A 24,691-nucleotide genomic window follows, 5' to 3' on the forward strand; every position below is an offset into this window, starting at 1 on the left:
GCATATTGCTGGTCTTACTCCCTTTGGTCGTAAGACATTTGATCGGAATCGCATACTGCTGGTCTTACTCCCTGCGGTCGTAAGACATTATGTCCCCTGCAACCGCGCATTCCTCCTGCTCGGGTCTACTATAAATAAAACAGAGATGCCGGTTATGCAACTGACTAGGCCAGAAGCACTCTCCTCGAACAGGGGACATATTAACAAATTATTTACCGCATACACTGCAAGGTTCATAACCTTGAGATTTTGCGTCTTTCAAGCTGATTTTATAACAGCTTGAGCTCAAGTAACGACAGCCTTTGAAGTGATACTTCTTACCGGTTCTGGTGATATATACTGTTGAGCCGGAAGTAGACGAAGTGTCGCTTGTCTTCTTGCTGACCGTTCCATTTTTATTGGAAGTATAATTACCGGATGAGCTGTTGTGTTTTACCGCTTTAAAGGAAAAAGAAATCTTTTTTCCATTGGTCTTTGCGATGATGCAGCCTTTCTTGTCGGTGCGGTATACCTTTTTTGCAAACTTATTTGCTCGGTTGAGAACAAATTTATCCGGGTGACCATAGCTATTTCGCCCCACTGAAAAAATAGCGACTCCGTACTTTGAAGTGAGAGCTTTTTTCTGGAAAAGCACGCCGTTAGCTGTGTCTGATCCGTGGTGGGATATTAGATATATATCGGATGAAACATCGTATCCGGCTTCAAGGATATCGCCTTCTACACGGGCTGTTGCATCTCCCATATAGAGAAATGTTCTGCTGCCGTAGGTCACTCGCATTACGATGCTCGCCTCGTTTTTATCTGTGGTGCTGGCATCAACGGACAGAACCTTGCCGGAACAACCCTTGCCCAGCTTGATTTTGTCTCCCGTGGAAGGAGTAATCTTCTTTACGTTGTAGTCAGATATGGCGCGGACCATTTTTTTGTAGCAGAGCGTGGAAGATTTTATCCTTGGCATGATGATTTTTTTGACTTTATACTTGGCTATTATGTCGCCGGCGTTTTCCATGTGATCGGCATCCGGATGAGATACGATGAGTGTATTAATTTTCTTGACTCCGAGTTTTTTTAACTGCTTTTTGAGTTCATCGTACTCGCTCTTCTTGCCTGTATCAATCAGGGTGTTTTTCTTGCCTACCTTGATTAGCTCGGCATTTCCCTGGCCTACATCTAGGTAGGCAAAGGTTGCCAGAGAAGCGGCCGCTACTGTATTGTCAAAACTCTCACCATGCCACTGCACAAATGGCATGGTGAGAGCAAATATAATCATTAAACTAAATACTCTCTTGGATAATTCCCTTTTCATATTTATCACCTTTTCTAATCCTAGTAGGCATTTTCGTTGACGAAGCCCTTGACTACGGTGAGTAAAAGAATCTTGATGTCAAGCATGACTGACCAGTTTTCAATGTAGTAGAGGTCGCAGTCCACGCGAAGACGAATAGATGTGTCACCGCGGTAGCCGTTGACCTGAGCCCAACCTGTGATTCCAGGGCGAACCTGGTGCTTGACCATATATCTTGGAATCTCTTCCTTGAACTTCTCCACGAACTGAGGCCTTTCCGGACGAGGTCCCACCAGGCTCATCTCCCCCTTGAGAACGTTGAAGAACTGTGGAAGTTCGTCAAGGCTTGTCTTTCGAATTATCTTTCCTATAGGAGTGACGCGAGGGTCGTTCTTGGTAGTCCAACCCTTCTTCTCCTCAGATTCCTGCTGAACCGCCATAGAGCGGAATTTGTACATCATAAATGGTTTTGAATGAATTCCTATGCGCTCCTGCTTGAAAATCAGCGGACCATCACTTGTGGCCTTGATTATGATGGAGATTACCAACATTGGAATTGAGAATAGGATAATGGCACACAGTGAGCCGACGATATCCATTGCTCTCTTGACAAATTTGTTAAATGAATTGGTGAGCGGAACATTTCTCACATGTATAACCGGCAAACCATCCAAGTCTTCAGTGTAAGGTTTTGTGGGAATGACGTTGTTGTAGTCGGGGATGAACTTTGTGTGGACACCGGATTTCTCCGTGATTGCCACGATTCCCTCCAACTGGTTGTAGTTGTCAATTCCCAGTGTGATGGCGATCTCGTCATAGGAATTTGTGGCGAGAATCTCTTCAAGGTCTGAGACGTCGCCGATTACCTGGATATCACGATATGACTTTCCATTTTGCCTGGAGTCGTCAAGGATTCCGTGAACTACATATCCCCACTCAGGATGGGAGAAGATACGGTCTATATAGGCCTTGGCTGTACGTCCGTATCCAACCAACAAAACGTGCTTGAGGTTGTGTCCCTTCTTGCGGAATTTCCTGAGGATTGTGGTTATTGCAAGGCGGAAGAAGATTTCAAAAGAAAAATTCAGCGCCACGAATATCAATATAAATAGTCTGGCATAGTTACCGCTTTTAATGAAGTAAAGGGCAGCTGTGCAATAGAGGATACCTACAATATTTGCCTTAAATATGTTGATGAGCTGAGCTCGTCTGCTTGTAACTCGCTTGGGATCATACAGATGGAAAAGATAGTATGATACAACGTAACAAGGTATGAGCAGTGGAAGCATCTGCGCGTATTGCTTAAATGTTCCGTAGAGCCCGATTGGCTCATCGATAATCCTTAGTCGAATTAAGACACTGTACTCCTCGTCAAATCTCAATATATATGATAAATAAAATGAAAGTACCAATATGCTTATGTCAATGACAAAGCGAAGCACATTGAGTAACTTCTGGTTTCCTTTGATCAAAGTTCTAGCCTTCCTTTCAAAATTAATGACATTCCTCTATATAGTATAGTATATTTTTCTGATTTAAACAATATGGGTTCTTAAAAATTGTCTTACGACCATAGGGAGTAAGACCAGCGATATGCGTTTCTTAAAAAAACCTGCCTTAGTTGAAGAACTAACTTCAACCAGGCAGGAGAAAATAGAAAAAAAATGATAATTGGCAAAATTATCTGTGAAATCAAAATCGTCTTTGATTTCTTACAAAAACAATTTTAACACATTTTTGACATAATTTCAATAGCGAACTTCTTTTTTAACCGAATATTTTAGAAATATTCACAAACTTAACACAATTTGACTCTATAATCGTTATTGAGCTCGATTAATAGGGGGATGAAAAGTAGATAGGAGGCAGTAAGATGGATAATAACGAGTTTGAAAAGAATGATCAAGATGAATCATTAAATCAGGGGGAAAATCAGAGTCAAGGGACTGTGAATCAGGATATACAGAGCCAGAACGCAGGGACTCAGGGAAGTGAGAACCAGGCAAATCAGCAAGCTGAATCGCCTTCGGAACCACAACCTATGCCATCTCAGGATAATATTTATCGCTATCAGAACGTGAATGCCACGAGTGATAGAGAGAGAAGTACTTCTGATAATAACAATAGAGATAACAACAACAAGGTGCCGATTTGGGCAAAAGTTGTTCTGTCGGTAGTTGCACTTATAGTAGTGGGATGTATGTGCTTTTTGGGCGGTCTCGCTATCGGTGATACAGTAAATCAGAGCCAGGATGCTATATCTTCAGTTAATGGCGGCAACAGTAATGGCTCGGGATCGGGAGACCAGATTAAAGCGGTTACAGGAGCTGCTATAGCAGGTGCTGGTACAAATGATGTTTCGGGCATTGTTGAGAGAGTTATGCCATCGGTTGTGGCTGTAAATGAGACGAGCATCAAGAAGACTTTCTTTGGAGAGTATCCTTCAACCGGTGCCGGTTCCGGATTTATCGTTAAGCAAGACAAAGATGAGCTTCTCGTCGTAACCAACAACCACGTAGTAGAGGGTGCCGACAAGATTTCAGTAAAGTTCTGCGATGACACATCTGCAGAGGCTAAGATTAAGGGAACAGATGCAAACTATGACTTGGCTGTTATTACAGTTAAGCTCAAGGGATTAAAAGATTCTACCAAGAAAGCAATTCGCGTGGCATCGCTGGGACATTCGGATGATGTCAAGGTTGGACAGATGGCTATCGTAATTGGTAATGCTCTTGGATATGGACAGTCTGTAACTGTAGGTTACATCAGTGCTAAGGATAGAGAAGTGAAGATGCAGAAGGACGAGTCAAGTAATGATGTTGTTACGAGAAAGCTACTTCAGACCGATGCAGCTATCAATCCAGGTAACAGTGGAGGCGCGCTTATTGATGCCAACGGAAATGTTATAGGAATTCCTTCTGTAAAGCTTGTTACAACGAGCGTAGAAGGTGTTGGATATGCCATTCCTATGAGTCAGGCGATTCCAATTATCAATGACTTGATGGACAGACAGGTTCTCGATGAGGACGAGAAGGGATATCTCGGAATCACAGGAAAGAATATCACGGACGACATTAGCCAGGCTTACAAGATTCCTAAGGGAGTTTATGTATATGAAGTTTCTAAGAACGGCGCTGCTGAGAAGGCGGGCATCAAGAGTGGAGATGTAATTACCAAAATCAATGATTACGAAGTTTCTACGATTGATCAAGTTCAGAAAAAGGTCAATAGCATTAAGGCGGGAACAAAGGTTACAGTTGTTGTCATGAGAAGTGATAATGGCGAGTACAAAGAGAAGAAGATTGATGTGGTTCTCGGAGATGCAAGTGATATCAAATCCCTTGGGGGAACTGAGAACAAGCAGAATCCTGGTAATTCACAGGGTTACGGTTCTGATGGATCAGGAAGCTCAGATGGCTTTGGTGGATTCTTCGGCGGCGGTCAGGAAGATGACAGCTATGGAAGCCCATACGGCGATTCTGACGGAAGTACACAGATTATACCATGGTAATACCTTGATGGAATAATATACAGTTTGAAGCTCTTATGATGAATCTGTGCGGGAGAGTGTCTCTTCGCAGCTGGATTTTGTGATAGGAGCTTCTTGCTATTGTAATATTTTTCAAACAAGGTTATAATAGGTATTAGTTTCACGATTAATGGAGGAAAATATATGAATGATAACAATATAAATGACATTCACTCAGACAAGGACAATAATGACAATAATACCAAAAACGACGGTTATCAGCGCGTTTGCATGATATGCCACAGGCCGGAGAGTGAGACGTCCGGCATGATACAATTTATGTCCGGCATGAGTGTATGCAATGACTGTATTCAGACTCTTGTTGACAAGAATACCACCAATGGGATGTTCGACCCGTCTAAGAGTAATTTGAATATGAGCGATGTCATGAGCTTTGTCTATGGCAATCAGTTCAACAAAGTAAACCCACCTAGCGATGTCCAGAAAGATGGCGAGAAAACTGAAATGAGTACAGTTGATAAAGCAGGTGAAAATGTTCCGACAGCCGGTGAAGAAACTGAAAAGTCTGCCCAACAAAGCGAAGACAAATCCGATAGTGATAAGAAAAAAGGATTTGGCGGAATATTTCCCAATATTGAATTCATCCCCTTTGGGGGACCGTTTATGGGACTTGGCGACGACATGCAGGAGCGCATGAAGATTAAGCCTAAGAAGAAAAGAGTCACTAAGAATCAGGAGTTGCTTGAGACTCTTGACATTAGGAATCTTCCTGCACCCCATGTAATCAAGGGAAATCTTGATGAGTATGTCGTGGGTCAGGAATATGCCAAAAAGGTGATTAGCGTAGGCGTTTATAATCATTATAAGCGAGTTCTTGCGATGCGTGAGCTGGAGGAGAAGCTTGAGAATAGTGACGATCCCAGTGCGGTGGATGATGTTGAGATTGAAAAGTCCAACATGCTCATGCTTGGACCTACGGGTAGCGGTAAGACTTATCTTGTGAAGACTTTGGCAAAACTTCTTCATGTTCCCCTTGCCATAACGGATGCAACCTCCCTCACTGAGGCGGGTTACATCGGAGATGACGTGGAGAGCGTGGTTTCAAAGCTTTTGGCCAATGCTGACAATGATGTGGAAAGAGCAGAGTCAGGTATCATCTATATTGATGAGATTGATAAGTTGGCGAAGAAGGAAAATGCGAAGCAGAGAGATGTAAGTGGAGAGTCGGTTCAGCAGGGACTCTTGAAGCTTCTTGAGGGAGCAGATGTGGAAGTTCCGATAGGTGCAACCAACAAAAATGCCATGGTACCTATGACGACAATCAATACGAGCCATATTCTATTTATATGTGGCGGTGCATTTCCTGGGTTAGATAAGATAATTAAGCAGCGATTGACTAAGCACGGTGGCATGGGATTTGGAGCGGATCTAAAGGACAAGTATGACGATGATCGGAATATTTTCGCCAAAGTTGAGACGGAAGATATCCGTTCGTTTGGCCTTATACCTGAGTTTATCGGACGTCTTCCAATCGTATATTCCTTGGAGGAGATGGATGAAAATCTGATGGTTGAGGTCTTGACAAAACCAAAGAATTCGCTGATTAGACAGTATCAGAAACTGTTTGAGATGGATGAAGTTAAGCTTGAGTTTGAGGACGATGCTCTTCTGGCTATAGCCAGACAGGCGGTCAAGAAGAAGACAGGTGCCAGAGCTTTGCGCTCGATAATTGAGAAGCATATGCTCGAGATCATGTACGAGATTCCAAAGGATGATTCCATAGGCAAGGTGACAATTACCAGAGAGTATATCGAGGGCAATGGGGCGCCAAAAATCGAATTGAGAAATAATTCAAAGTAAAGGAGAATTTTTATGATAGCAAAGAAAATGGAAGGCCTTGTAAAGGGCAGCAGTGTTATTAGAGCGATGTTTGAAGAGGGAAAGAAAATGGCGAAGAAATATGGTGCAGAGAATGTGTATGATTTCAGTCTTGGAAATCCAAGTGTGGCACCACCGGAAGATGTCAAAAGAGCATTTGTAGAGGAAGTCGAGAATGAAGATCCAACTTTCCTTCATGGTTATATGAGCAACACGGGCTATGAAGATGTAAGGGCTGCTATTGCAGAGCATATCAATGAGCTCCACGGCACAAAGTTCGACGGTGGAAATATCATTATGACAGTTGGTGCAGCGGGAGGCCTCAATGTTGTTCTGAGAAGTTTGGTTGATCCGGATGACGAGGTAATGGTAATTGCACCTTACTTTGGCGAGTATGATAACTATGTGGCTAATGCCAACGGCAAAGTGGTTGTTGTTGCACCTAATCCACCATCATTCCAGCCTAATTTGGATGAGTTTGAGGAGAAAATCACAGCGAGAACTAAGGTTGTTATAATTAATACTCCTAACAATCCTACAGGTGTAGTATATTCTGAAGATACACTCAAGAAGATGGGAGAAATCCTTGAGGCAAAGGGCAAGGAGTTCGGAACTGATATCTATCTCTTGTCAGATGAACCATACCGTGAGTTGGTATACGACGGAGTAGAGGTTCCATATGTGACAAAGTACTATGCCAATACTATTGTTGGATATTCATACAGTAAATCTCTTTCTCTTCCCGGCGAGAGAATTGGCTACTTGGTAATTCCGTCAGAGGTTGCGGATTTTGAGTCTGTATATGCGGCATGTGGCGTTGCAACAAGAATTCTTGGATTTGTAAATGCGCCTTCTCTTCAGCAGAGAGTTATCATGAAGTCATTGAAGTCTTCAGTGGACGTATCAATATATGAGAAGAACAGAAATCTTTTGTTAGATCATCTCAAAAAGCTTGGATTTGAAGTTGCTACACCTTCCGGAGCATTTTACCTATTTGTAAAATGTCTCGAAGAGGACGATAAGGCATTTGCAAACAAGGCCAAAGAGGAAAATATTCTCGTGGTTCCGGGAAGCACATTTGGATGCAAGGGATATGTTAGAATTGCATACTGCGTTGATTATAAGATGATTGAACGCGCTTTGCCGGCGTTTGAGCGCCTTGCAGCAAAGTATAAGTAAAGTGGAAAATAGGAGATGATAAAATGTCAAGTAATAATACAGATAATGTCGTCACACCGGCTTTTGTGAAAAATTTCCGCAAAGTGACACCCTATACACCGGGGGAGCAGCCACAGCGCAAGGTTATAAAGCTAAACACCAATGAGAATCCATATGGACCCGCTCCGGGAGTTGAAAAGGTGAGAAATGGCATCGATATCGATGTTCTGAGATTGTATCCGGAGCTTGAATCTGCCTCTCTCTCTGCGGCCATAGCCGAGTATCACGGAGTTCCATATGAGAAAGTTTTTGCCGGAGTTGGCTCGGATGATGTTCTCTCTATGGCGTTTCTTACTTTCTTTAATTCGGAAAAACCGATTGTATTTCCGGATATCACATACTCATTCTATCCGGTTTGGGCTAATGTGTACAAAATTCCTTATAGAGAGATTCCTCTGAAATCCGATTTTACAGTGGATGAGAATGATTATTTTTGTGAGAATGGTGGAGTGGTAATCGCCAATCCCAACGCGCCTACTTCCATATCTATGCCTCTCGACAAAGTTGAGAAGATAATTCGTGAGAATAGGGACGTTGTAGTTATCATAGATGAGGCTTATGTCGATTTTGGCGGCGAGACAGCTCTTGGGTTGGTGGATAAGTATCAGAATTTGTTGGTTGTCAGAACATTTTCGAAGTCAAGATCTATGGCTGGTGTGAGAATCGGATATGCTATTGGAAGTGAGATACTGATCAAAGCTCTGAAGGATGTAAAGGAGTCTGTGAATTCCTATACGATTAACACGGAGTCTATCAAGATGGGTATCGCCTCTATTCAAGATGAGGATTACTTTGTAGAGAAAGTCAATCAGGTTGTGGAGACAAGAAAGTGGACCGCGTCAGAACTCGAAAAACTTGATTTTAGGGTGCTTGACTCTTCGTCCAACTTCCTGTTCGCCTCTCACGCTAAAATGCCTGCAAAGGACATATTTGAGCGTCTGAAGGAAAAGGATATATTTGTCAGATACTTTACCAAAGAAAGGATCGACAATTATCTTAGAATTACCATTGGTACCGGGAAAGAGATGGAGTTGTTTATCGAAGCCTTAAAAAGTATTATAGAATAAAGGACTGTCGCACTAAGATAATCTAAAAACAAGAAGTGACCAACCGACTTGAGATATGGCGCATTTGTACCAAAGTCTCTCGCTGGTTGGTCACTTTTTTTATTATATATAAGTTTTAGACTAAAAAAGACCGCCAAAAACTGACGGTCGAATAATCTCTGGGCTAGCTGGATTCGAACCAGCGAATGTAGGAGTCAAAGTCCTATGCCTTACCCCTTGGCGATAGCCCAATATTCATAATAATCCCAAATAGGAAAGGGTGGGTAATGGGATTCGAACCCACGGCCTTCAGAGCCACAATCTGACGCGCTAACCAACTGCGCTATACCCACCATAATCGTGTCAGGAGGGATTCGAACCCCCGACCCACGGCTTAGAAGGCCGTTGCTCTATCCAACTGAGCTACTGACACATATTTGTTGAATATACTATCTCCTCAATAGGCGGTAAGTATTAAAATATACATCTCTGAATAGTTCTTACTACATCCAAAAATGTAAAAAAGCGGGTGATGGGAATCGAACCCACGTATCCAGCTTGGAAGGCTGGTGTTCTACCATTGAACTACACCCGCATGGACTGCCGTGTTTACAGCAATGAAATTTTTAAAATGTCGAATGTAATGGAATCATATACTTCATGTTCACATTAAAGTCGGGGTGACAGGATTCGAACCTGCGGCCTCCTGATCCCAAATCAGGCGCTCTAGCCAAGCTGAGCCACACCCCGTCACGACATTTTTTTGTGTGTGTTTTGTCACAACGCAATATCAATATTATCATATGGATTTTGTTTTGTCAACTTATTTTTGAAAAAAAATTTAAAAAATTTCAAGTTTTTTTGTCAGGAGCACAGAAAAGCTCCATTTTGCGCGGCTTTTTATGAAAAATTTGCAGAATATTCTGATTTGTGATAAAATAGTTTAGTAACAGCCTGCGGGTTTGCTACATAGATATAGTAAAACTATGGAGGAACACGATGAAAGTTTTTAATGAAAAGGAAATGGAAAAGGAGAAAGAAATGCAGGTTAGGGAGACTAACCATGCTAGACTTCTCAAGATGTGTCCTATATGCGGATACCGCGAAGAGGTAGATGATTATAACAAGGATGACGAGATCTGTGAAAAGTGTGGAAAGAGCACATATACTTTTAGAAGCGTCAAGAGTATCAGGAAAGTATTTGTAGGTGAACTTGAGAAAGAGCGCAGAGAGAAAGCAGAGAGAAGACCTAATCGAGATAGAAGAAGATAGTGCTTGGGAACTCAGTGTGCGAACATTTTTCTTTATATCTTATAAAAATACAACATTAGGAGAATGTTATGTCTAAGAAAAAATCCAGTAAAAATAACATAACTAAGAATGTCAGGAAGCCGGTTAAGGCAGAGGTTATGCCTAAGGAGGACAAGAGTATTCTGTCGCTCTTGCCAATTATCTTTGCCCTTGCTGTGATACCGTTGGTGGTGCTGACTAAGGATTATACAACTAATCTGACGGGATATATCTGGTTTCAAGCTACAGAGATTAATCAGATTGATTCCTTTGAGTATACTAAGAGTGTTCTGGTCATTATTGTGGGCTTGATTTCAGCCATAATGATTGCCAGCAGGATGCTTGGATTGTGGGGCAAGAAGAGTGTGCTGGAGGGAAGAGATAAGCTTGTATACATATTTGCGGGTATATATAGTTTATTTGTGATTTTATCATCCCTATTTGCAAAGCAGAAGGATTTGGCATTTGGAGGCGGAGGCTACAATCAGTGGCAGTCTATGTGGGTACTGCTTGGATATGTAATGCTTTTTTTGGCCGCATATACGGTTTTGACAAGTGAGCATAAGGTATATACGCTGCTCAAGTGTTTCATGGTTTCTACGGCCGTTATAGGGCTTGTAGGCGTATTGCAGACTGCGGGGCATAATCCTCTTGCGTTTGAGTTTATACAGAAGATTATGACTAGCCAAAGTAGCGTTAACAAGATATCGTTTAGCCAGGAGTTTTCCCAGGTCATACTGACTTTCAACAACCCTAATTACAGTGGTGTATACCTGTCAACGGTGATACCTTTGGTGGGGGCGATTGCCTTCATACTTCCGAAGGAGTTGGAGGGAGTCAGTCACAAGTGGATTCTATCACCTGTTTTTGCGGGAATCGTGGAAGCAGAGCTACTTGTGTCTCTCGTTGGAGCGGAGTCCTCTGCATCTGCCATCACCTTGGCAGTTTGTATAATTATAGCTGTGGCAACTGTGACAATCATAAAAATATCTACTATGTTGACTGACAAGATCAAAGTTTTCGCAATTATAGGCGGGGCAGTGATTGTGATTGCCATAGGTCTTTTTGGTGCGGTGAATTCCACGATAGGAAAGCAGACCCTGGCGAAATTCAAAAAAGGAGAGAGAGATACCCGTAATCTTGTGAATATGGTTAACAATAAAGATAATTCCATATGGGTCGAGTTCAGGAACGGCGAGACGTTTACAGTATATCCGCAGGTTACTCAAAGTGGAGAAGTGTCTGGCTTTACAGCTAAGGATGCAGGAAAAAAGGACTTGGCTATGAATTATGATGAGTCCAAGTTTGAGTATTCTGTAAATGATGATAGATTTAAGGCGATCAAGTTTAAGGTGATAAACTTTAATTTGGACAATCAGATCAAACCGGGATTTAAAGTTTTGGATGAACCCAATGCCATAGAGTGGAATTTCATGGTGAATGAAGGAAAAGTGCAGTATTTCACTCCTTTTGGCAAGTTTATGAGCCTTCACAAAGTTGAGAGATTCGGTTTCCAAGAATCAGAGAACTTTGCAAGTCGAAGAGGTTATATTTATTCGAGAAGTATACCGCTTTTGCCAAAGTACTTTTTTACAGGTGTCGGTCCCAACTCGTTTATCATAGCATTTCCAAATGATGATTTCGTGGGAAGCAAGCGTGTAGGAGGAAAAACTAAGCTGGTTGATAAACCGCATAATATGCTTCTTAACACTTGGATAACTACAGGTGGAATTTCATTTATAGCTTATGCCATGTTATGGATATTGTATATTATAGGTTCGGTGAAAATAGTCCGAAAATTTAGACTCAAAGGAGCCATGGCCAAGATTAGTTTTGGACTTATGCTGTCAGCTATAGGCCATGCAATCGTAGGAGTAACCAATGATCCGGTGGTTGGAACTCAGCTAGTATACTGGATACTCCTGGGATGTGGATATGCCACTAATTTTATTTTATCAAAGACTCATCAAGAGACGAAATATAATCATTAAATATATAATCCATTATGGAGGCGGCTCCTATTATCTCACAACCGTAGATAAAGCCGTCTTCTATTTCTTGTTGCCTAATTATCTGAACGACACAGTTAAGAGAGTCGTTTTCACACAGAGTGAGCTTGGCATTAAAGTAGTAACCGACAGGAAGAACGCTCTGGGTCTTAAAACCAATTCCGCACTTTGAAATATCGATTATAGTAATAGGGGCATGAATGTCCTCAACGCGTTCATTATCCTGTTTAAAAAGCGATGTGATTTCTAGAGATAGAGATGCTGGCCACCTCTTTTCACGTCTCATTTCTATCATTTAAAATACCTCCTTTAAATTATATATTATCTGACAATAATATATACGGCAAAGATAATATAAAACACCACGAGTATGATGCCTTCTTTGCGCTCTAATGTGCGCTTTGTGGCGCTGAATATAAACATAAATATACTTACTATAGCAAGTAAAATAAGATCAAATAGGTTGTCTCGCTGGAAGGTTAGCGGACTGATAGTCGAACTAATACCGATGATTAGTAAAATGTTAAAGATGCACGAGCCAACAGCATTTCCAATTGCCATGTCGACTTCGTCTTTCTTGGCGGCAACAGCTGAGGTTACAAGCTCAGGAAGACTAGTTCCGATGGCACAGATGGTAAGTCCTACAAGGGTTTCGCTCATTCCGAATGTAAGAGCTATAGTTGTTGCCGAACTAACTACAAAATCTCCACCAAATTTTACGCCGGCAACTCCGACAATGATAAATATAAGGCTCAACCAAAGTGGCCTGGTTGGAGTGTTGCCATCATCGTCGTCTCCTGAATTCTTGCGAGCTTTCTGGGCGGATCTAATCATCATTATGATGAAAACAACAGCCAAAACCAAAAGGATAATTCCATCTACTCTTCCGACTTCCCAGCCAATTGCTCCAAGTACAGCGAGGAGAACAGCGGTTCCGATGCATATAGGGATATCTCTTTTTATTGATTCCTCACTGACTTTAAGTGGAACCAGTATTGCGGCGAATCCACAGACAACCAGAAGGTTGAAAATATTCGAACCGGTTATATTGCTTATGGCGAGTGAGTTCTTCCCCTCCAATGAGGCGGATATGGAAACCGCCAACTCCGGCAAACTAGTTCCCAGAGAAACTATGGTCAATCCGATGATGAGTGAAGGAATCTTCATCATCTTAGCTACATTAGAGCTACCCTCGACAAATATATCTGCTCCCTTAATCAGGAAGACAAATCCTAAAAGTAGTATTCCTATTGATTTAAGTAATTCAAGTGTCATCGTATAAATTTCTCCTATTTTGCTCCCGATCCTCGGAAAACCTGAAGAACGGTATTTATTAATATTTTCACATCGAGTCCAAGGCTCCATGTGGTTATGTATTTGACATCAAGTTCTACAACTTGTTCAAAATCAGTTATATCACTGCGCCCACTTGTTTGCCAAAGCCCGGTGATGCCCGGTTTGGAGTTGAGGCGAGCCTTGTGGTGCGGTTCATATTGCAAGTACTCATCCATTGTAGGTGGTCTGGTTCCCACTAAACTCATATCTCCGAAAAGTACGTTGAAGAACTGTGGAAACTCATCGATGGAATATTTTCGAATAAAACGTCCAATTGGTATTATTCTTGGATCGTTGGTCATCTTGAACATAAGTCCATCGGCTTCGTTCTGATCCATTAATTCTTTCTTGCGTTCCTCTGCATCTAGGTACATGGAGCGGAACTTATATATTGTAAATCGGCGGCCGTTCTTGCCGACTCTTGTCTGCTTGAATAAAATTGGTCCGGGTGACTGTATAAAGATAATCGGTCCAAATATGATTGCAAATATAATAGCCATAAGGCTACCGACAATCCCTCCCAATATGTCGAGAGTTCGCTTGATGATAAGTTCTCCGGATGAGGCGAGTTTTAGGCCTGTGGTGAGAACATACTGGCTACCAAACTTCTCTATGGTGCTCTCGTCTCCGGAATCAATATTGGCAATCTGTGCATGTACAACAACACCGATGCTTATAAGGTTCGATGTGAGTTTGCCCCTGTCCTCAGGAGACATCTCCGATGACAGCAAAACACTGTCCACAATATTGTTAAGAAGGTACTTTTCTACCTCGTCAAAGCCACAAACAATCGGAATTCCGTATATATGCCCTTCGGCTATCATGGCATCTAAGTCATCGTCATAATCTTCTAGTTTGACATTAAAAACATCTGAGAAGATTATCTGTTTGTATGATGCGATATCTGTCAACACAACACCGATAGGCTGATATCCCCTGTGGTTTTGCACATCTTGGACTGCATTAAGTACAGTTTCAAGGGCTCGCTTCTTGTCGGTTATAATCAGGATGAGCTCATTGTTAGGGTTGTTAGCCAATTTCTTGCGGACGTGGTGCTTGAGCAAACATCTTCCAATCGCGCAAGTTGTGAGCTGAGTTGCCAGATATATTGACATGGTTTGTCTGGATAACTGATCTGACGTCTTTGTTAAAAAGAAGAATATAATGGCGAAACCGAACAAAAGCAAGCAGTGAGTGAATGTATTCCAGATTTCGCGAAGATAACCTCTTCTTATAACATTCTTGTAACTCTGGGAAAACAAAACAATCAACAAATCCAACAACACCAAGATTAATGCGGTGTTTAGGTAAAAACGGTTATGTAGAAATGTTCCCCACTCGTGTCTCGTTGAGTATCCAAGATATAGTGAAAATAGTGTACAGACCTGGTCAAGTATTATAAAGTCAAGGTGCTTGTACCACTTCTTTTTTTGCTTATTGTACATTAAACCCCATTCCTTTTTGAAAAATATTTTGTGCAAGTATCTTTATTATAGTACATAAGACTAAAAAAAGCAAGGACGACAAAACTTTACACAGGGGCTAAAATGTAAAGAAAAACAAAAATAAAAAATATAAAAAATTTATAAACAAATTGCGATAATTTTCGAAAATTTCAATCGGTTTTTGCTGTAAATACTATAACTATAAATAATCCTTTAAAGAATTATAAGCAAATGCTTATATGAAAAAATTACAAAAAAACACTTTATTTCTTCGAAATTTTGTGATATATTAACAAATAGGTATTGAGGAACTGAAAATGCGATGCAAATATTTGGGGAATATACCAGAATTCACATACCTGGTATAAACACATAAACTTGGACTAGGTATTCAATAAACCAAAGACATCGCAATAGAATATTTAGTCCACACGAGAGAAGGGAGGTTGCTTAATAAATGCAACTAAAGAAACTTATGGGGGTTGTAGCTGGATTGCTTTGCGCAGCAGCAATGGTATTGCCTACTGTGCCAACTAAGGCAGCAACACAGATCTACGACAACAAATCAGGAGTGATTGATGGTTATGACTATACGCTCTGGAAAGACTATGGTAACACCACAATGTCACTCTATGGTGGCGGCTCATTCGGATGTGAGTGGAACAGCATCGGTAATGCTTTGTTCCGTACAGGAAAGACTCTTGGAAGCAGACAGAACTATGCTTCATACGGAAACATCACATGCGATTATACATGCGACTACCATCCAAATGGAAACTCTTATTTGTGCGTTTACGGTTGGTCACAGAACCCATTGGTAGAGTACTATATCGTAGACAGTTGGGGATCTTGGCGTCCACCAGGAGGATCATCTAAGGGTCAGATTTACGTAGACGGTGGTACATATGATGTATATGAGACAACTCGTTACAATCAGCCATCTATCGAAGGTAATAAGACCTTTAAGCAGTATTGGAGTGTACGTACAAGTAAGAAGACAAGCGGACGTATTACTGTAAGTGATCACTTTAAAGCTTGGGCTCAGAAAGGTATGAGCCTTGGAAATCTCTATGAGGTGGCTTTGAATGTGGAAGGTTACCAGAGTAGTGGTTGGGCTACTGTATCAAAGAATGTGCTTACATTCGGTGGCTCATCAAGCAACAATAACAACAATAACAACAATAACAACAACAACAACAGTAACAATAATAACAATAATAACAATAGTAATAACAACAATTCTGGCGGATGGAATGGCCTTACAGTTCAGTGTGAGAACATGAATTTGGGCGGTCAGTATGCAGGCAAGATTAATTCACCATTTAGTGGTGTAACATTGTATGGTAACAATGATTCTTGCTCATATACACAGAATTTTGGATATGGTACACATGACTTCACATTGCGTGGATGCTCAAGCAATAACAAGCTTGCTAGTGTAGATTTGTACATCGGAAATCAGAAGAAGGGTACATTCTACTATGGAGATAATTATCCAGCATCTTACACAATCAAGAATGTTTCTCATGCACTTGGTGACCAGCAAGTTAAACTTGTTTGCAATAGCGATGACGGTACATGGGATGTGAACCTAGATTACTTGCAGATTAATTAATGATAATGATAAATCGGACATGATTTAACTTAATATAACCTGGTTGAAAGGGCGCTATTAGCGCCCTTTTTGAATATTAGGAATCGTGGGTTGTCACTTATTCTCTAATAATGTATAATAGTTATTGTGTCAATTACTTCATATTATAGAGAGGAAAGTGGAATGGAATTATTATATGAAAGCAACAGTTATCTGACTGAGCATGAGAGTGCGGTGTCGGAATGTTTTACAGAGGGAGATAAGATAATTGTTTCTCTTGAGGAGACAATATTTTTCCCGGAAGAAGGTGGACAGTACGCTGATACGGGAATTTTGAGGCTTGAGGGACTTGGGAAAGATATCAAGGTGCTAGATGGATTTTTGCGAGACGGCAAAGTATATCATGTGGTCGATGAACCTGTGGAAGTCGGCCTTAAAGTTTTGGAGGTTCTCAATTGGGGAAAACGCTATATGAGAATGCAGAACCACAGTGGCGAACATGTCTTGACGGGGACGATTCACAATTATTTTGGATATGATAATGTGGGATTTCATTTGAGTGATGAGGGACCTGTGACCATGGATGTAAGCGGTGTACTCACCTGGGATCAAATCAAGGACATGGAGAGAATAGCGAATACTATTATTCAGAAAAATGTTCCGATATCTTGTTATTATCCTTCGAAAAGCAAATTGAAGAACCTTGAGTACAGAAGCAAGAGCGGGATAGAAGGCGACGTCAGAATAGTCAGGATAGGTGAGGGGGATGAAGTTTATGACTATTGTGCTTGCTGTGCACCGCATGTGGCAAGAACGGGGGAGATAGGTCTTGTTGTGGTGCTAAGTGCGGTTAAGTATAAAGGGGGCATGAGGTTAGAGATATTGTCGGGCCAGAGAGCTGTGGAGTATACAAGAATGCAGTTGGATACTTTAAATGACATAGCTAAGTATCTCACCACATCTTCAGATGAAGTATTGAACTCTATCAGAAATTTACAAGCCAATATGGACAGGCAAAAAGAGTTAATAGGTGAGCTTGTCTGGGAGAAAATCAATAGTGAAATAGAGAAGCAAATTGCCGATGGAAGGCCCCTTCTCTTCCTCGATTATGACATAAATAATATAGCTATGAAAAATGCTTATAATAAGCTTAGCGAGAGTTTTGAGGGATATGTAGGTGTTTTTGTGGGAGATGATAATAAGGGATATAGGTTCAACGCAGGCAGCAGAGAACTGGATTCTAGGAAGCTTGCGGGGATTATGAGAGAGGAACTTGACGCCAAAGGCGGTGGAAATGAAGAGATGATACAGGGGCGTGTAGACGCACCCCGGTCGGCAATTCTTGATTTGATTGACAGAAGTAATTCAAAAGAGTATAATTGTATCTAGTGGGTTTTCCACTAGAAAGCGAAAGCAGTAAATTCGATAATTGAATGGAGGAAAAGTAAATGGCACGAACATTTGACGATCTTTTGAAGAAGGTTGCAGAGTGCAGCACTAAGAAAGTAGCAGTAGCAGTTGCTCAGGATGATGCGGTTCTTGAGGCTGTAGTTGCAGCAAAAGAGAAAAATATCGCAGAGGCAATTCTTGTCGGAGATAAGGACAAGATTGAGGCTATTGCAGCGGAGATGAAGATTGATATCTCTGATTATGAAATCGTTGATGTAAAAGATGATTATGAAGCAGCGCTTACAGCTGTAAAGCTTGTACATGATGGCAAGGCTGACATGTATATGAAAGGCTTGATTGATACCAAGTCATTCCTCAAGAGCGTACTTGATAAAGAAGTGGGACTTAGAACAGACAAGACTCTTTCTCACGTATGTATTTTTGACGTAGAGGGTCATGATGGACTTTTGTTCCTCAGTGACGTGGCATTTATACCATATCCTGACCTTGAGACCAAGGCAAATATCATTAGAAATACAGTTGAGATTGCGCATGCTTGCGGAATTGAGACACCAAAGGTTGCTCCACTTGCAGCTGTAGAAGTGGTTAATCCTAAGATGCCTGCTACTGTTGAAGCGGCAGAGCTCACTAAGATGTGTGAAGAGGGCAAGATCACCGGTTGTATCGTTGACGGTCCTCTGTCATATGACCTTGCAATTGATCCGGAGGCTGCGCGCCACAAGGGTGCTACAGATCGTAAGATTGTAGGAGATGCAGATGTTCTTTTGTTCCCGGATATCCATGCCGGAAACATTCTATACAAGGCAATGGTTCACAATGCTAAAGTTGTCAATGGTAATGTATTGACAGGAACTAAGGCGCCTGTTATCTTGACTTCGAGATCAGATGATTTTGAGACAAAAGTTAACTCTATTGTTGTAGCTGCTGTAGTTGCAGAGGAACTTAATAAGTAGTATTTATGAGATGATAAAACTCTCGGAATATTTTCGAGGCTTTTATATGAGAGGAGAAAACATATGGCATACAATATTTTGGTAATTAATCCTGGCTCAACTTCGACAAAGGTAGGAGTTTATGAGGATGAGCAGAAGATATTTGAGGAGACCCTCAGACATTCTACAGAGGAAATTGCAAAGTATGACAATATAATTGATCAGAAAGATTTTAGAAAGAAAGTAATCATTGACATGCTTAAAAATAAGAACTATGATGTCAATGCATTTGATATTATTGTAGGACGTGGTGGGCTCTTGAAACCTATTCCGGGAGGAACATATGCAGTTTCTGACGAGCTTATCGAGGATTTGAAGATTGGCAAGCAGGGACAGCATGCGTCAAACCTCGGTGGAATTCTTGCCAAGGAAATTGGTGATGAGGTCGATGCGGCAGCTTATATTGTAGATCCTGTTGTTGTTGATGAGCTTGAGCCGGTTGCAAGATACTCCGGAATGCCTGAACTTCCAAGAAGAAGTATTTTCCATGCTCTTAATCAGAAGGCAGTTGCTAAGCGCTATGCCAAGGAGATTGGTAAGAATTACAATGAGATTTCACTTATCGTAATTCACCTCGGAGGTGGAGTTTCAGTTGCAGCTCATAAGAACGGAAAAGTTGTAGATGTTAATAATATTCTCGATGGAGAGGGTGCTTTTTCTCCAGAGAGAGCGGGAACTGTGCCTGTTGGAGATCTTATCAAGCTTTGCTTCTCAGGAAAATATTCCGAGAAAGAAATCTACAAGAAGATTTGTGGAAACGGTGGATTTAATGGATATATCGGATCCAACAATTTCCTTGATCTCATGAAGATGAAGGAAGAGGGTAATGAAGAGGCGGCAAATGTAATTGATGCATTTATCTATCAGATTGCTAAGGATGCAGGAGCTATGGCTACAGTTCTCAATGGAAAAGTAGATCAGATTATCTGCACCGGTGGTATTTCATATAGTGAATTTGTTATAAATGCTCTTAAGGAGAAAATCGGATTTATCGCTGATTTTACTGTATATCCGGGAGAGGATGAGCTTCTCGCACTTGCCCAGGGTGGACTTAGAGTTACAACTGGTGAAGAGCGCGTGATGGAATACTAAGAAAGTTTAGGAGGGCGACAGGTGAAAGTTGCTATTATTATGGGCTCAACTAGCGATCTTGCTAAGGTTGAACCTGCTATAGATATCTTAAAAGAATATGGTGTGGAAGTAAATGTTCGCTGTTTATCAGCACATAGAGCTCACAAGGCTCTGTCTGAGTTTATAGAGGAGTGCAATGAGAATGGCACAGAGGCCATAATTGCAGCTGCAGGTATGGCAGCAGCACTTCCTGGTGTTGTTGCAAGTCAAACTGTAATTCCGGTAATAGGAGTGCCTATTTCAGGTTCAGTTCTTGATGGAGTAGATGCATTGCTTTCTATCGTGCAGATGCCACCGGGAATTCCGGTTGCTACTGTTGCAATTAATGGAAGTAAGAATGCAGCTCATCTTGCACTTCAGATTATTGCTAATAAGCATGATGAAGTGAAGCAAAAGCTGGTTGCAGCAAGAGCTGATATGGCTAAAGCTGCGGATGCAGCAAATGAAGAGGTAATCTCTAAGTATAATTAGATGAAAGATTATATGTGATATTAGGCCCCTCGCTAGGTAATTAGCGAGGGGATTTATATTTTAAGGTAGTTTAGTATTGAGAAGTGAGTGAATTCGCATAACAGAGTAATATTCAAGATATTTTATTGTTATTTGTAATTGGGAAAAATATTGGTATTTTAATACAATAGATACGTGTCTTTTTTTTGCCACATATATTCAGTATAATTAAAGAGTAATTATGGAGGTAATAATGAAGAAAGAAGTAAAAAAAATAGTATTGATTGTATTGATTATGAATATAGCAATTTGTAACTGTGTGAGTCAATATGATGTAATGAAAGCTGAAACGTCGCATGAAATCGGAGCGAAATCGACCGCAGAGCCAAATGTATCATCATTAGGCTCTGCAGCAAAACAAACTGTTAAAACAGTCACGTTAGCAAAAGGTGTGGAAGCAAGAGTGAGCTTTAACGATGAGGGCTGTTGGATACAGAAACTAAATGTTGAGAAGAGTATTAGGAAACTTGTTCTTCCCTCAAAAATTGAAGGAAGAACAGTTGTGACAGTGGATTACAAATCTCAGGACTCTCCGTATTATTATGAGGATGATATGACTAATATCTTTGGAAAAAAGCTTGAAAAACCAGAAGATGATAGTTGGAGCCCTAAAGATATCTATCCTTCCAATAATAAAAATATTAAAGAAATTGTTTTGCCAGATTCCATAAAAAAAATTGGTGAACGCTCATTTGCGGGCTTAGTTGGTCTTTCAAAGATAAAACTACCACGTAATCTCGAAAAAATAGAGGCTGAAACTTTCGCGAGATGCGAAAAAATCAAAAGTCTAAATATTCCAATCAAAGTAGAGCAAATTGATCAATCAGCATTTATCTATTGTAAAGGAATAAAGAGTCTTCATGTCAGTAAAGGTAATAAAAATTTTGTTAAAGAAGGAGATTTTATTCTAAAAAACGACAAGAAAACAGTATTTTTACTTGCTAAGAGTAAGAATAAAGTGGTTGTGCCACGAAATGCCTCGATGTTTGAGGACGGAATGTTTTCCTATTATACACCAAAAAGAATTGGAGTTTCAAAAAGCAATAAAACTCTTGCGAGTAGTGGGAATTGTGTGTATAAAAAAAAGAATGGTGCTCTTTTGCTTGCAATTTCAAACAGAAGTAAAACTGTGAATATTTCTTCGAAAGTTAAATCTATAAAAACAGGTGTAATTTGGAGTGGGAAGGTCAAAAAGATAATTATACCGAAATCTGTTAAAGCTCTATATAAGAATTGGTATTTGGGGCTTTTTACAGAAAGTAGCCCTAATACAGTTGTTTTTAAAGGGAAAAAACCACCTCGAATTAAATTAACTGATTCTGAATCAGTTATGCCATCAGCTGTAAATGTTATAGTAGCTAAAAATGCAATTAAGAATTACAAAAAATGGTTCAAGTTGAATTTTATAAAGAATCGCTTTGATAAAAAGAAGAAAGTTTTTTATATTAAACAGTAAATTTGGGGCACCTGACGGTGCCCTTTTGTCTTATGTAAAAACATATAAAATGGGACAGTTTTCTTCAAGACACTGACTATTTTTTGTCATAAATGCTTGGTATTATTACTTAGTAATGGAATTGAGATTGGAACTAATATATTTAATCTTTTAAAGAATAAACTGGAGGAATTGACATGAGAAAAAAATTAGCTGGAATATCAGCATCAGTATTGCTAGTATGTATTTGTTTTATGGGGATGTATTTGACTTGTACATGCAGTAATGCTGAAGAGATTAAAGGTAAATTGGATAATGTAAAAATAGTGAAACTAGGAGATGGTATTACTGCACAAGCAAGTTTTGATGATATTGGTGTTAGTTTGAAAAAAATAAACCTATCTAAGAAATGTAAGAAAATCGTGATTCCTGAAAAGATAGAGGGAAAGCCTGTAGTAAGATTAGCATCTTCTGTAACAGATAGCGAGAGCGATTTGGATGATGAGATGACTAATCTGTTTGGGAAAGAATTTGAACCAGCAGAGGATGGAGATTTGTCTGTAGAAGAAAGATTTCCGGCCAATAATGTATTTGTTAAGGAAATTGTTTTGCCAGATACAGTTTCCTATATTGGAAAAAGGTGTTTTGCAGGTCTAATAAATCTTAAAAAAGTAAATATTCCTCTTAATACAAAGAGTATCGAAGAGGAAACTTTTGCTAGATGTGAAAAGCTTAAACAAATTACTTTGCCAAAAAAAATTGAGAAAATTGATAAAACTGCGTTTGTATACTGCAAAAGTCTTGAAAAGATACACGTTAAAAAGGGGAATAAGAATTTTATTGAAAAAGGTGACTTTATTCTCCGTGGCGACAAAAAGACAGCATTCATGCTCTCGCGCAGAAAAAAATGTGTCGTTGTCCCTGAGAGTGTTAAGTATTTTGACAGAGGTACTTTCGATGAATTGACTGCCCAAAAGATTGTAGTTAGCAAGAAAAACAAGATATTATCTTCAGATAATAACTGTGTTTATAAGAAGAAGGGAAAAGTGTTGGTAGCGGCTATTAGCTCGAATAAAAAGAAGTTCGTTATCTCTTCAAAAGTCAGAGTGCTGTCAGGTACAATCGCTTGGGGAGGATTTGCTAGAAAAGTTATACTTCCATCTACCATAAAAAAAATCTGCGGTAATTGGAAATGGGGATTGTACTCTGATAATAATAATCAATTAATTGTATTCAAGGGAAATAATCCACCTAAGGTTTCAGGGGCCAATCCCAAGAATGCTCTGTTGTCTCAAGTTTATTTGCGTTTTAATAAGGGTGCAGAGGGGAAATATAAAAAGCTTTACAAAAAATACCATATCAAACTAATATGGTCTAAGAGTAAAAAAGCATATTATTGTATATAATAAGTATTGAAAACCAGGGCTGTTACATGAAAACGATTCCATGTAACAGCCCTGAGCTTATCTATAATCTTATCAAATTCTAGAGGTCGTATTTTTAATATGGAAAGTTGTTCTTGCCGGATATCACTTCTTTTTTGTTATTCATTGGTATATTTTTTTCTTCGATGACATGGCCGTATATATCCGTAATTCTAAAACTATATGGGCCGGTTCCCATTCCATTAGGAGCGGCGAAGTAGTTGTATTCTTTGCGCTCGAGAGCAACATACTTCCCGGTGGATTTGTTGTAATACTCGAGAGATTTTACTGGATATCTATGATTTCTAACCTGAATCTCTGCCCAATATTGGCTACTTGTTGGCTTCCACAGAAAAGCTACAGGATCTGTAGTTGGGAGTGGAACAATCTTCCAACTTATCTTCATTCGACCGGTGACTTCTGGTTCGATTTTCTTAAAAGCGGCTCTGGATAGGTCTATATCTCCGACCTTTCCTTCAGGGAGTCTGTCTGTTATCAGAACATTTATCTTATCTCCGTCTTTGTCAGTAATCTCAATATAGGCACCGGCCAAGTTGTTCATGTAATCTGTTGTGTTCATGGCAGCGGTATAGTATATTTTTTCAAAATCATCCAGATTTGCAGCTCCTGTGGATTCTCTATCATAAAATGTTCCGTCACCGGTGTGAATCGTGTTTAGTGAGTATTTGCCTGCATCGTAGGATGCTGTGTCTGGAGCTGGCGTGCTACTTGTCGTTGGGATAACTCCCGGAGTGGACACTGGTGACACGGCTTTGTCTTGGTGTTTTGTGACTGAGCTAGAAGTTGTCACGTTTACAGTGATTTTTCCCTTGGCTTTCAATTTGCTATTTTTGTAGGCTTTAATTATTAATGTAGTTTTACCTGATTTTTTTCCTGTTATAATAAGTTTCTTTTTCTTGAATTTGTACTTTATAATTTTCTTGTTTTTGACGGTTGCCTTAAATTTGCTATATTTATTTTTTATAACAACTGTCTTTTTCTTTCCTACATTTACAGAAACTGTCTTTTTTGAAAATTTCAACTTCTTTACTGATTTGGCTGATGTGTCACCGGCATATGGCGATAATGTGGCACTTACGAGAGTTGCCAAACATAGTGCGCATGATATTGTTCTCTTTTTATTCATGATTTACCTCCGAATACTTGATTATTTTTGCTCTCTCTTGGAACATTTTTCT

At 40.1% G+C, this 24,691-nt stretch carries 19 protein-coding genes and 5 tRNA genes; 13 read left to right on the forward strand and 11 right to left on the reverse strand.

Annotated elements, in window-relative coordinates; genetic code table 11:
* Positions 1–208: 208 nt before the first annotated feature.
* Together L877_RS0101075 and L877_RS0101080 are read right to left on the reverse strand one after the other, a co-directional pair.
* Positions 209–1,306, reverse strand: coding sequence for a ComEC/Rec2 family competence protein (locus L877_RS0101075; protein ID WP_026834514.1), 1,098 nt, complete (start codon positions 1,304–1,306; stop codon positions 209–211).
* Between the two features lie 20 nt (positions 1,307–1,326).
* A complete protein-coding gene (locus L877_RS0101080) occupies positions 1,327–2,757 on the reverse strand; it encodes an undecaprenyl-phosphate glucose phosphotransferase (RefSeq protein ID WP_026834515.1) in 1,431 nt (476 codons plus the stop codon).
* Positions 2,758–3,158: 401 nt separating this feature from the next.
* On the opposite strand from L877_RS0101080, the gene L877_RS11655 reads away from it, so the two are divergent.
* The 4 genes from L877_RS11655 (at position 3,159) to hisC (ending at position 8,938) form a co-directional block, all read left to right on the forward strand.
* Entirely contained in the window at positions 3,159–4,796 is a 1,638-nt protein-coding gene (locus L877_RS11655; RefSeq protein WP_051437595.1) for a S1C family serine protease, read from the forward strand.
* 162 nt (positions 4,797–4,958) lie between these two features.
* Positions 4,959–6,635 (forward strand): ATP-dependent Clp protease ATP-binding subunit ClpX, encoded by a 1,677-nt coding sequence (clpX, locus tag L877_RS0101090; RefSeq protein WP_034784740.1) that lies wholly within the window; start codon positions 4,959–4,961, stop codon positions 6,633–6,635.
* 12 nt (positions 6,636–6,647) lie between these two features.
* Positions 6,648–7,832, forward strand: a complete 1,185-nt coding sequence (locus tag L877_RS0101095) for a pyridoxal phosphate-dependent aminotransferase (RefSeq protein WP_026834517.1) — start codon at positions 6,648–6,650, stop codon at positions 7,830–7,832.
* A gap of 23 nt (positions 7,833–7,855) precedes the next feature.
* Entirely contained in the window at positions 7,856–8,938 is a 1,083-nt protein-coding gene (gene hisC / locus L877_RS0101100; protein WP_051437596.1) for a histidinol-phosphate transaminase, read from the forward strand.
* Between the two features lie 158 nt (positions 8,939–9,096).
* On the opposite strand, the gene L877_RS0101105 is transcribed toward hisC, so the two are convergent.
* The 5 genes from L877_RS0101105 to L877_RS0101125 all read right to left on the reverse strand — a co-directional run bounded on the left by L877_RS0101105 (position 9,097) and on the right by L877_RS0101125 (position 9,667).
* Positions 9,097–9,168: transfer RNA gene (locus L877_RS0101105), tRNA-Gln, on the reverse strand.
* A gap of 28 nt (positions 9,169–9,196) precedes the next feature.
* A tRNA-His gene (locus L877_RS0101110) sits at positions 9,197–9,270 on the reverse strand.
* A gap of 6 nt (positions 9,271–9,276) precedes the next feature.
* Positions 9,277–9,350, reverse strand: a tRNA-Arg gene (locus L877_RS0101115).
* Between the two features lie 91 nt (positions 9,351–9,441).
* Positions 9,442–9,512, reverse strand: a tRNA-Gly gene (locus tag L877_RS0101120).
* An 80-nt stretch (positions 9,513–9,592) separates the two neighbouring features.
* A tRNA-Pro gene (locus L877_RS0101125) sits at positions 9,593–9,667 on the reverse strand.
* Between the two features lie 249 nt (positions 9,668–9,916).
* Between L877_RS0101125 and L877_RS0101130 the strand changes: the two genes are divergently transcribed.
* Together L877_RS0101130 and L877_RS0101135 are read left to right on the forward strand one after the other, a co-directional pair.
* Positions 9,917–10,189, forward strand: coding sequence for a hypothetical protein (locus L877_RS0101130; protein WP_026834519.1), 273 nt, complete (start codon positions 9,917–9,919; stop codon positions 10,187–10,189).
* 68 nt (positions 10,190–10,257) lie between these two features.
* Positions 10,258–12,198, forward strand: a complete 1,941-nt coding sequence (locus L877_RS0101135; RefSeq protein ID WP_026834520.1) for an O-antigen ligase family protein — start codon at positions 10,258–10,260, stop codon at positions 12,196–12,198.
* Here the strand turns inward: L877_RS0101135 and L877_RS0101140 are convergent.
* From L877_RS0101140 to L877_RS0101150, 3 genes are read right to left on the reverse strand one after another with little or no spacing between them, the layout of a single operon-like run.
* Positions 12,155–12,511: a PilZ domain-containing protein gene (locus L877_RS0101140; protein WP_026834521.1), complete on the reverse strand. Its 357-nt coding sequence runs from the start codon at positions 12,509–12,511 to the stop codon at positions 12,155–12,157. The two genes, L877_RS0101135 and L877_RS0101140, sit on opposite strands and share 44 nt — an antisense overlap.
* Before the next feature lie 26 nt (positions 12,512–12,537).
* A complete protein-coding gene (locus L877_RS0101145; protein WP_026834522.1) occupies positions 12,538–13,491 on the reverse strand; it encodes a calcium/sodium antiporter in 954 nt (317 codons plus the stop codon).
* Between the two features lie 14 nt (positions 13,492–13,505).
* A complete protein-coding gene (locus tag L877_RS0101150) occupies positions 13,506–14,996 on the reverse strand; it encodes a sugar transferase (RefSeq protein WP_026834523.1) in 1,491 nt (496 codons plus the stop codon).
* A 457-nt stretch (positions 14,997–15,453) separates the two neighbouring features.
* On the opposite strand from L877_RS0101150, the gene L877_RS0101155 reads away from it, so the two are divergent.
* The 7 genes from L877_RS0101155 to L877_RS0101185 all read left to right on the forward strand — a co-directional run bounded on the left by L877_RS0101155 (position 15,454) and on the right by L877_RS0101185 (position 23,474).
* Positions 15,454–16,611, forward strand: coding sequence for a glycoside hydrolase family 11 protein (locus tag L877_RS0101155; protein ID WP_026834524.1), 1,158 nt, complete (start codon positions 15,454–15,456; stop codon positions 16,609–16,611).
* A gap of 162 nt (positions 16,612–16,773) precedes the next feature.
* Entirely contained in the window at positions 16,774–17,979 is a 1,206-nt protein-coding gene (locus L877_RS11660; RefSeq protein WP_051437597.1) for an alanyl-tRNA editing protein, read from the forward strand.
* 59 nt (positions 17,980–18,038) lie between these two features.
* The gene (ptb, locus tag L877_RS0101165; RefSeq protein WP_026834525.1) at positions 18,039–18,953 is read left to right on the forward strand and encodes a phosphate butyryltransferase; all 915 of its coding nucleotides are present in this window, start codon (positions 18,039–18,041) and stop codon (positions 18,951–18,953) included.
* Between the two features lie 63 nt (positions 18,954–19,016).
* A complete protein-coding gene (buk, locus tag L877_RS0101170; RefSeq protein WP_026834526.1) occupies positions 19,017–20,084 on the forward strand; it encodes a butyrate kinase in 1,068 nt (355 codons plus the stop codon).
* A 21-nt stretch (positions 20,085–20,105) separates the two neighbouring features.
* A complete protein-coding gene (gene purE / locus L877_RS0101175; protein ID WP_026834527.1) occupies positions 20,106–20,594 on the forward strand; it encodes a 5-(carboxyamino)imidazole ribonucleotide mutase in 489 nt (162 codons plus the stop codon).
* Between the two features lie 232 nt (positions 20,595–20,826).
* Positions 20,827–22,089, forward strand: a complete 1,263-nt coding sequence (locus L877_RS0101180) for a leucine-rich repeat domain-containing protein (RefSeq protein WP_026834528.1) — start codon at positions 20,827–20,829, stop codon at positions 22,087–22,089.
* A gap of 176 nt (positions 22,090–22,265) precedes the next feature.
* Positions 22,266–23,474, forward strand: a complete 1,209-nt coding sequence (locus L877_RS0101185) for a leucine-rich repeat domain-containing protein (protein ID WP_026834529.1) — start codon at positions 22,266–22,268, stop codon at positions 23,472–23,474.
* A gap of 94 nt (positions 23,475–23,568) precedes the next feature.
* Here the strand turns inward: L877_RS0101185 and L877_RS13250 are convergent, their stop codons facing one another.
* Positions 23,569–24,639 carry an expansin EXLX1 family cellulose-binding protein gene (locus L877_RS13250; RefSeq protein WP_051437598.1) on the reverse strand — a complete coding sequence of 357 codons (1,071 nt, stop codon included), beginning with the start codon at positions 24,637–24,639 and terminating at the stop codon, positions 23,569–23,571.
* Between the last annotated feature and the right edge of the window lie 52 nt (positions 24,640–24,691).

The sequence above is a fragment of the Eubacterium xylanophilum ATCC 35991 genome, from assembly GCF_000518685.1.
Classification (GTDB): Bacteria; Bacillota; Clostridia; order Lachnospirales; family Lachnospiraceae; genus Eubacterium_F; species Eubacterium_F xylanophilum.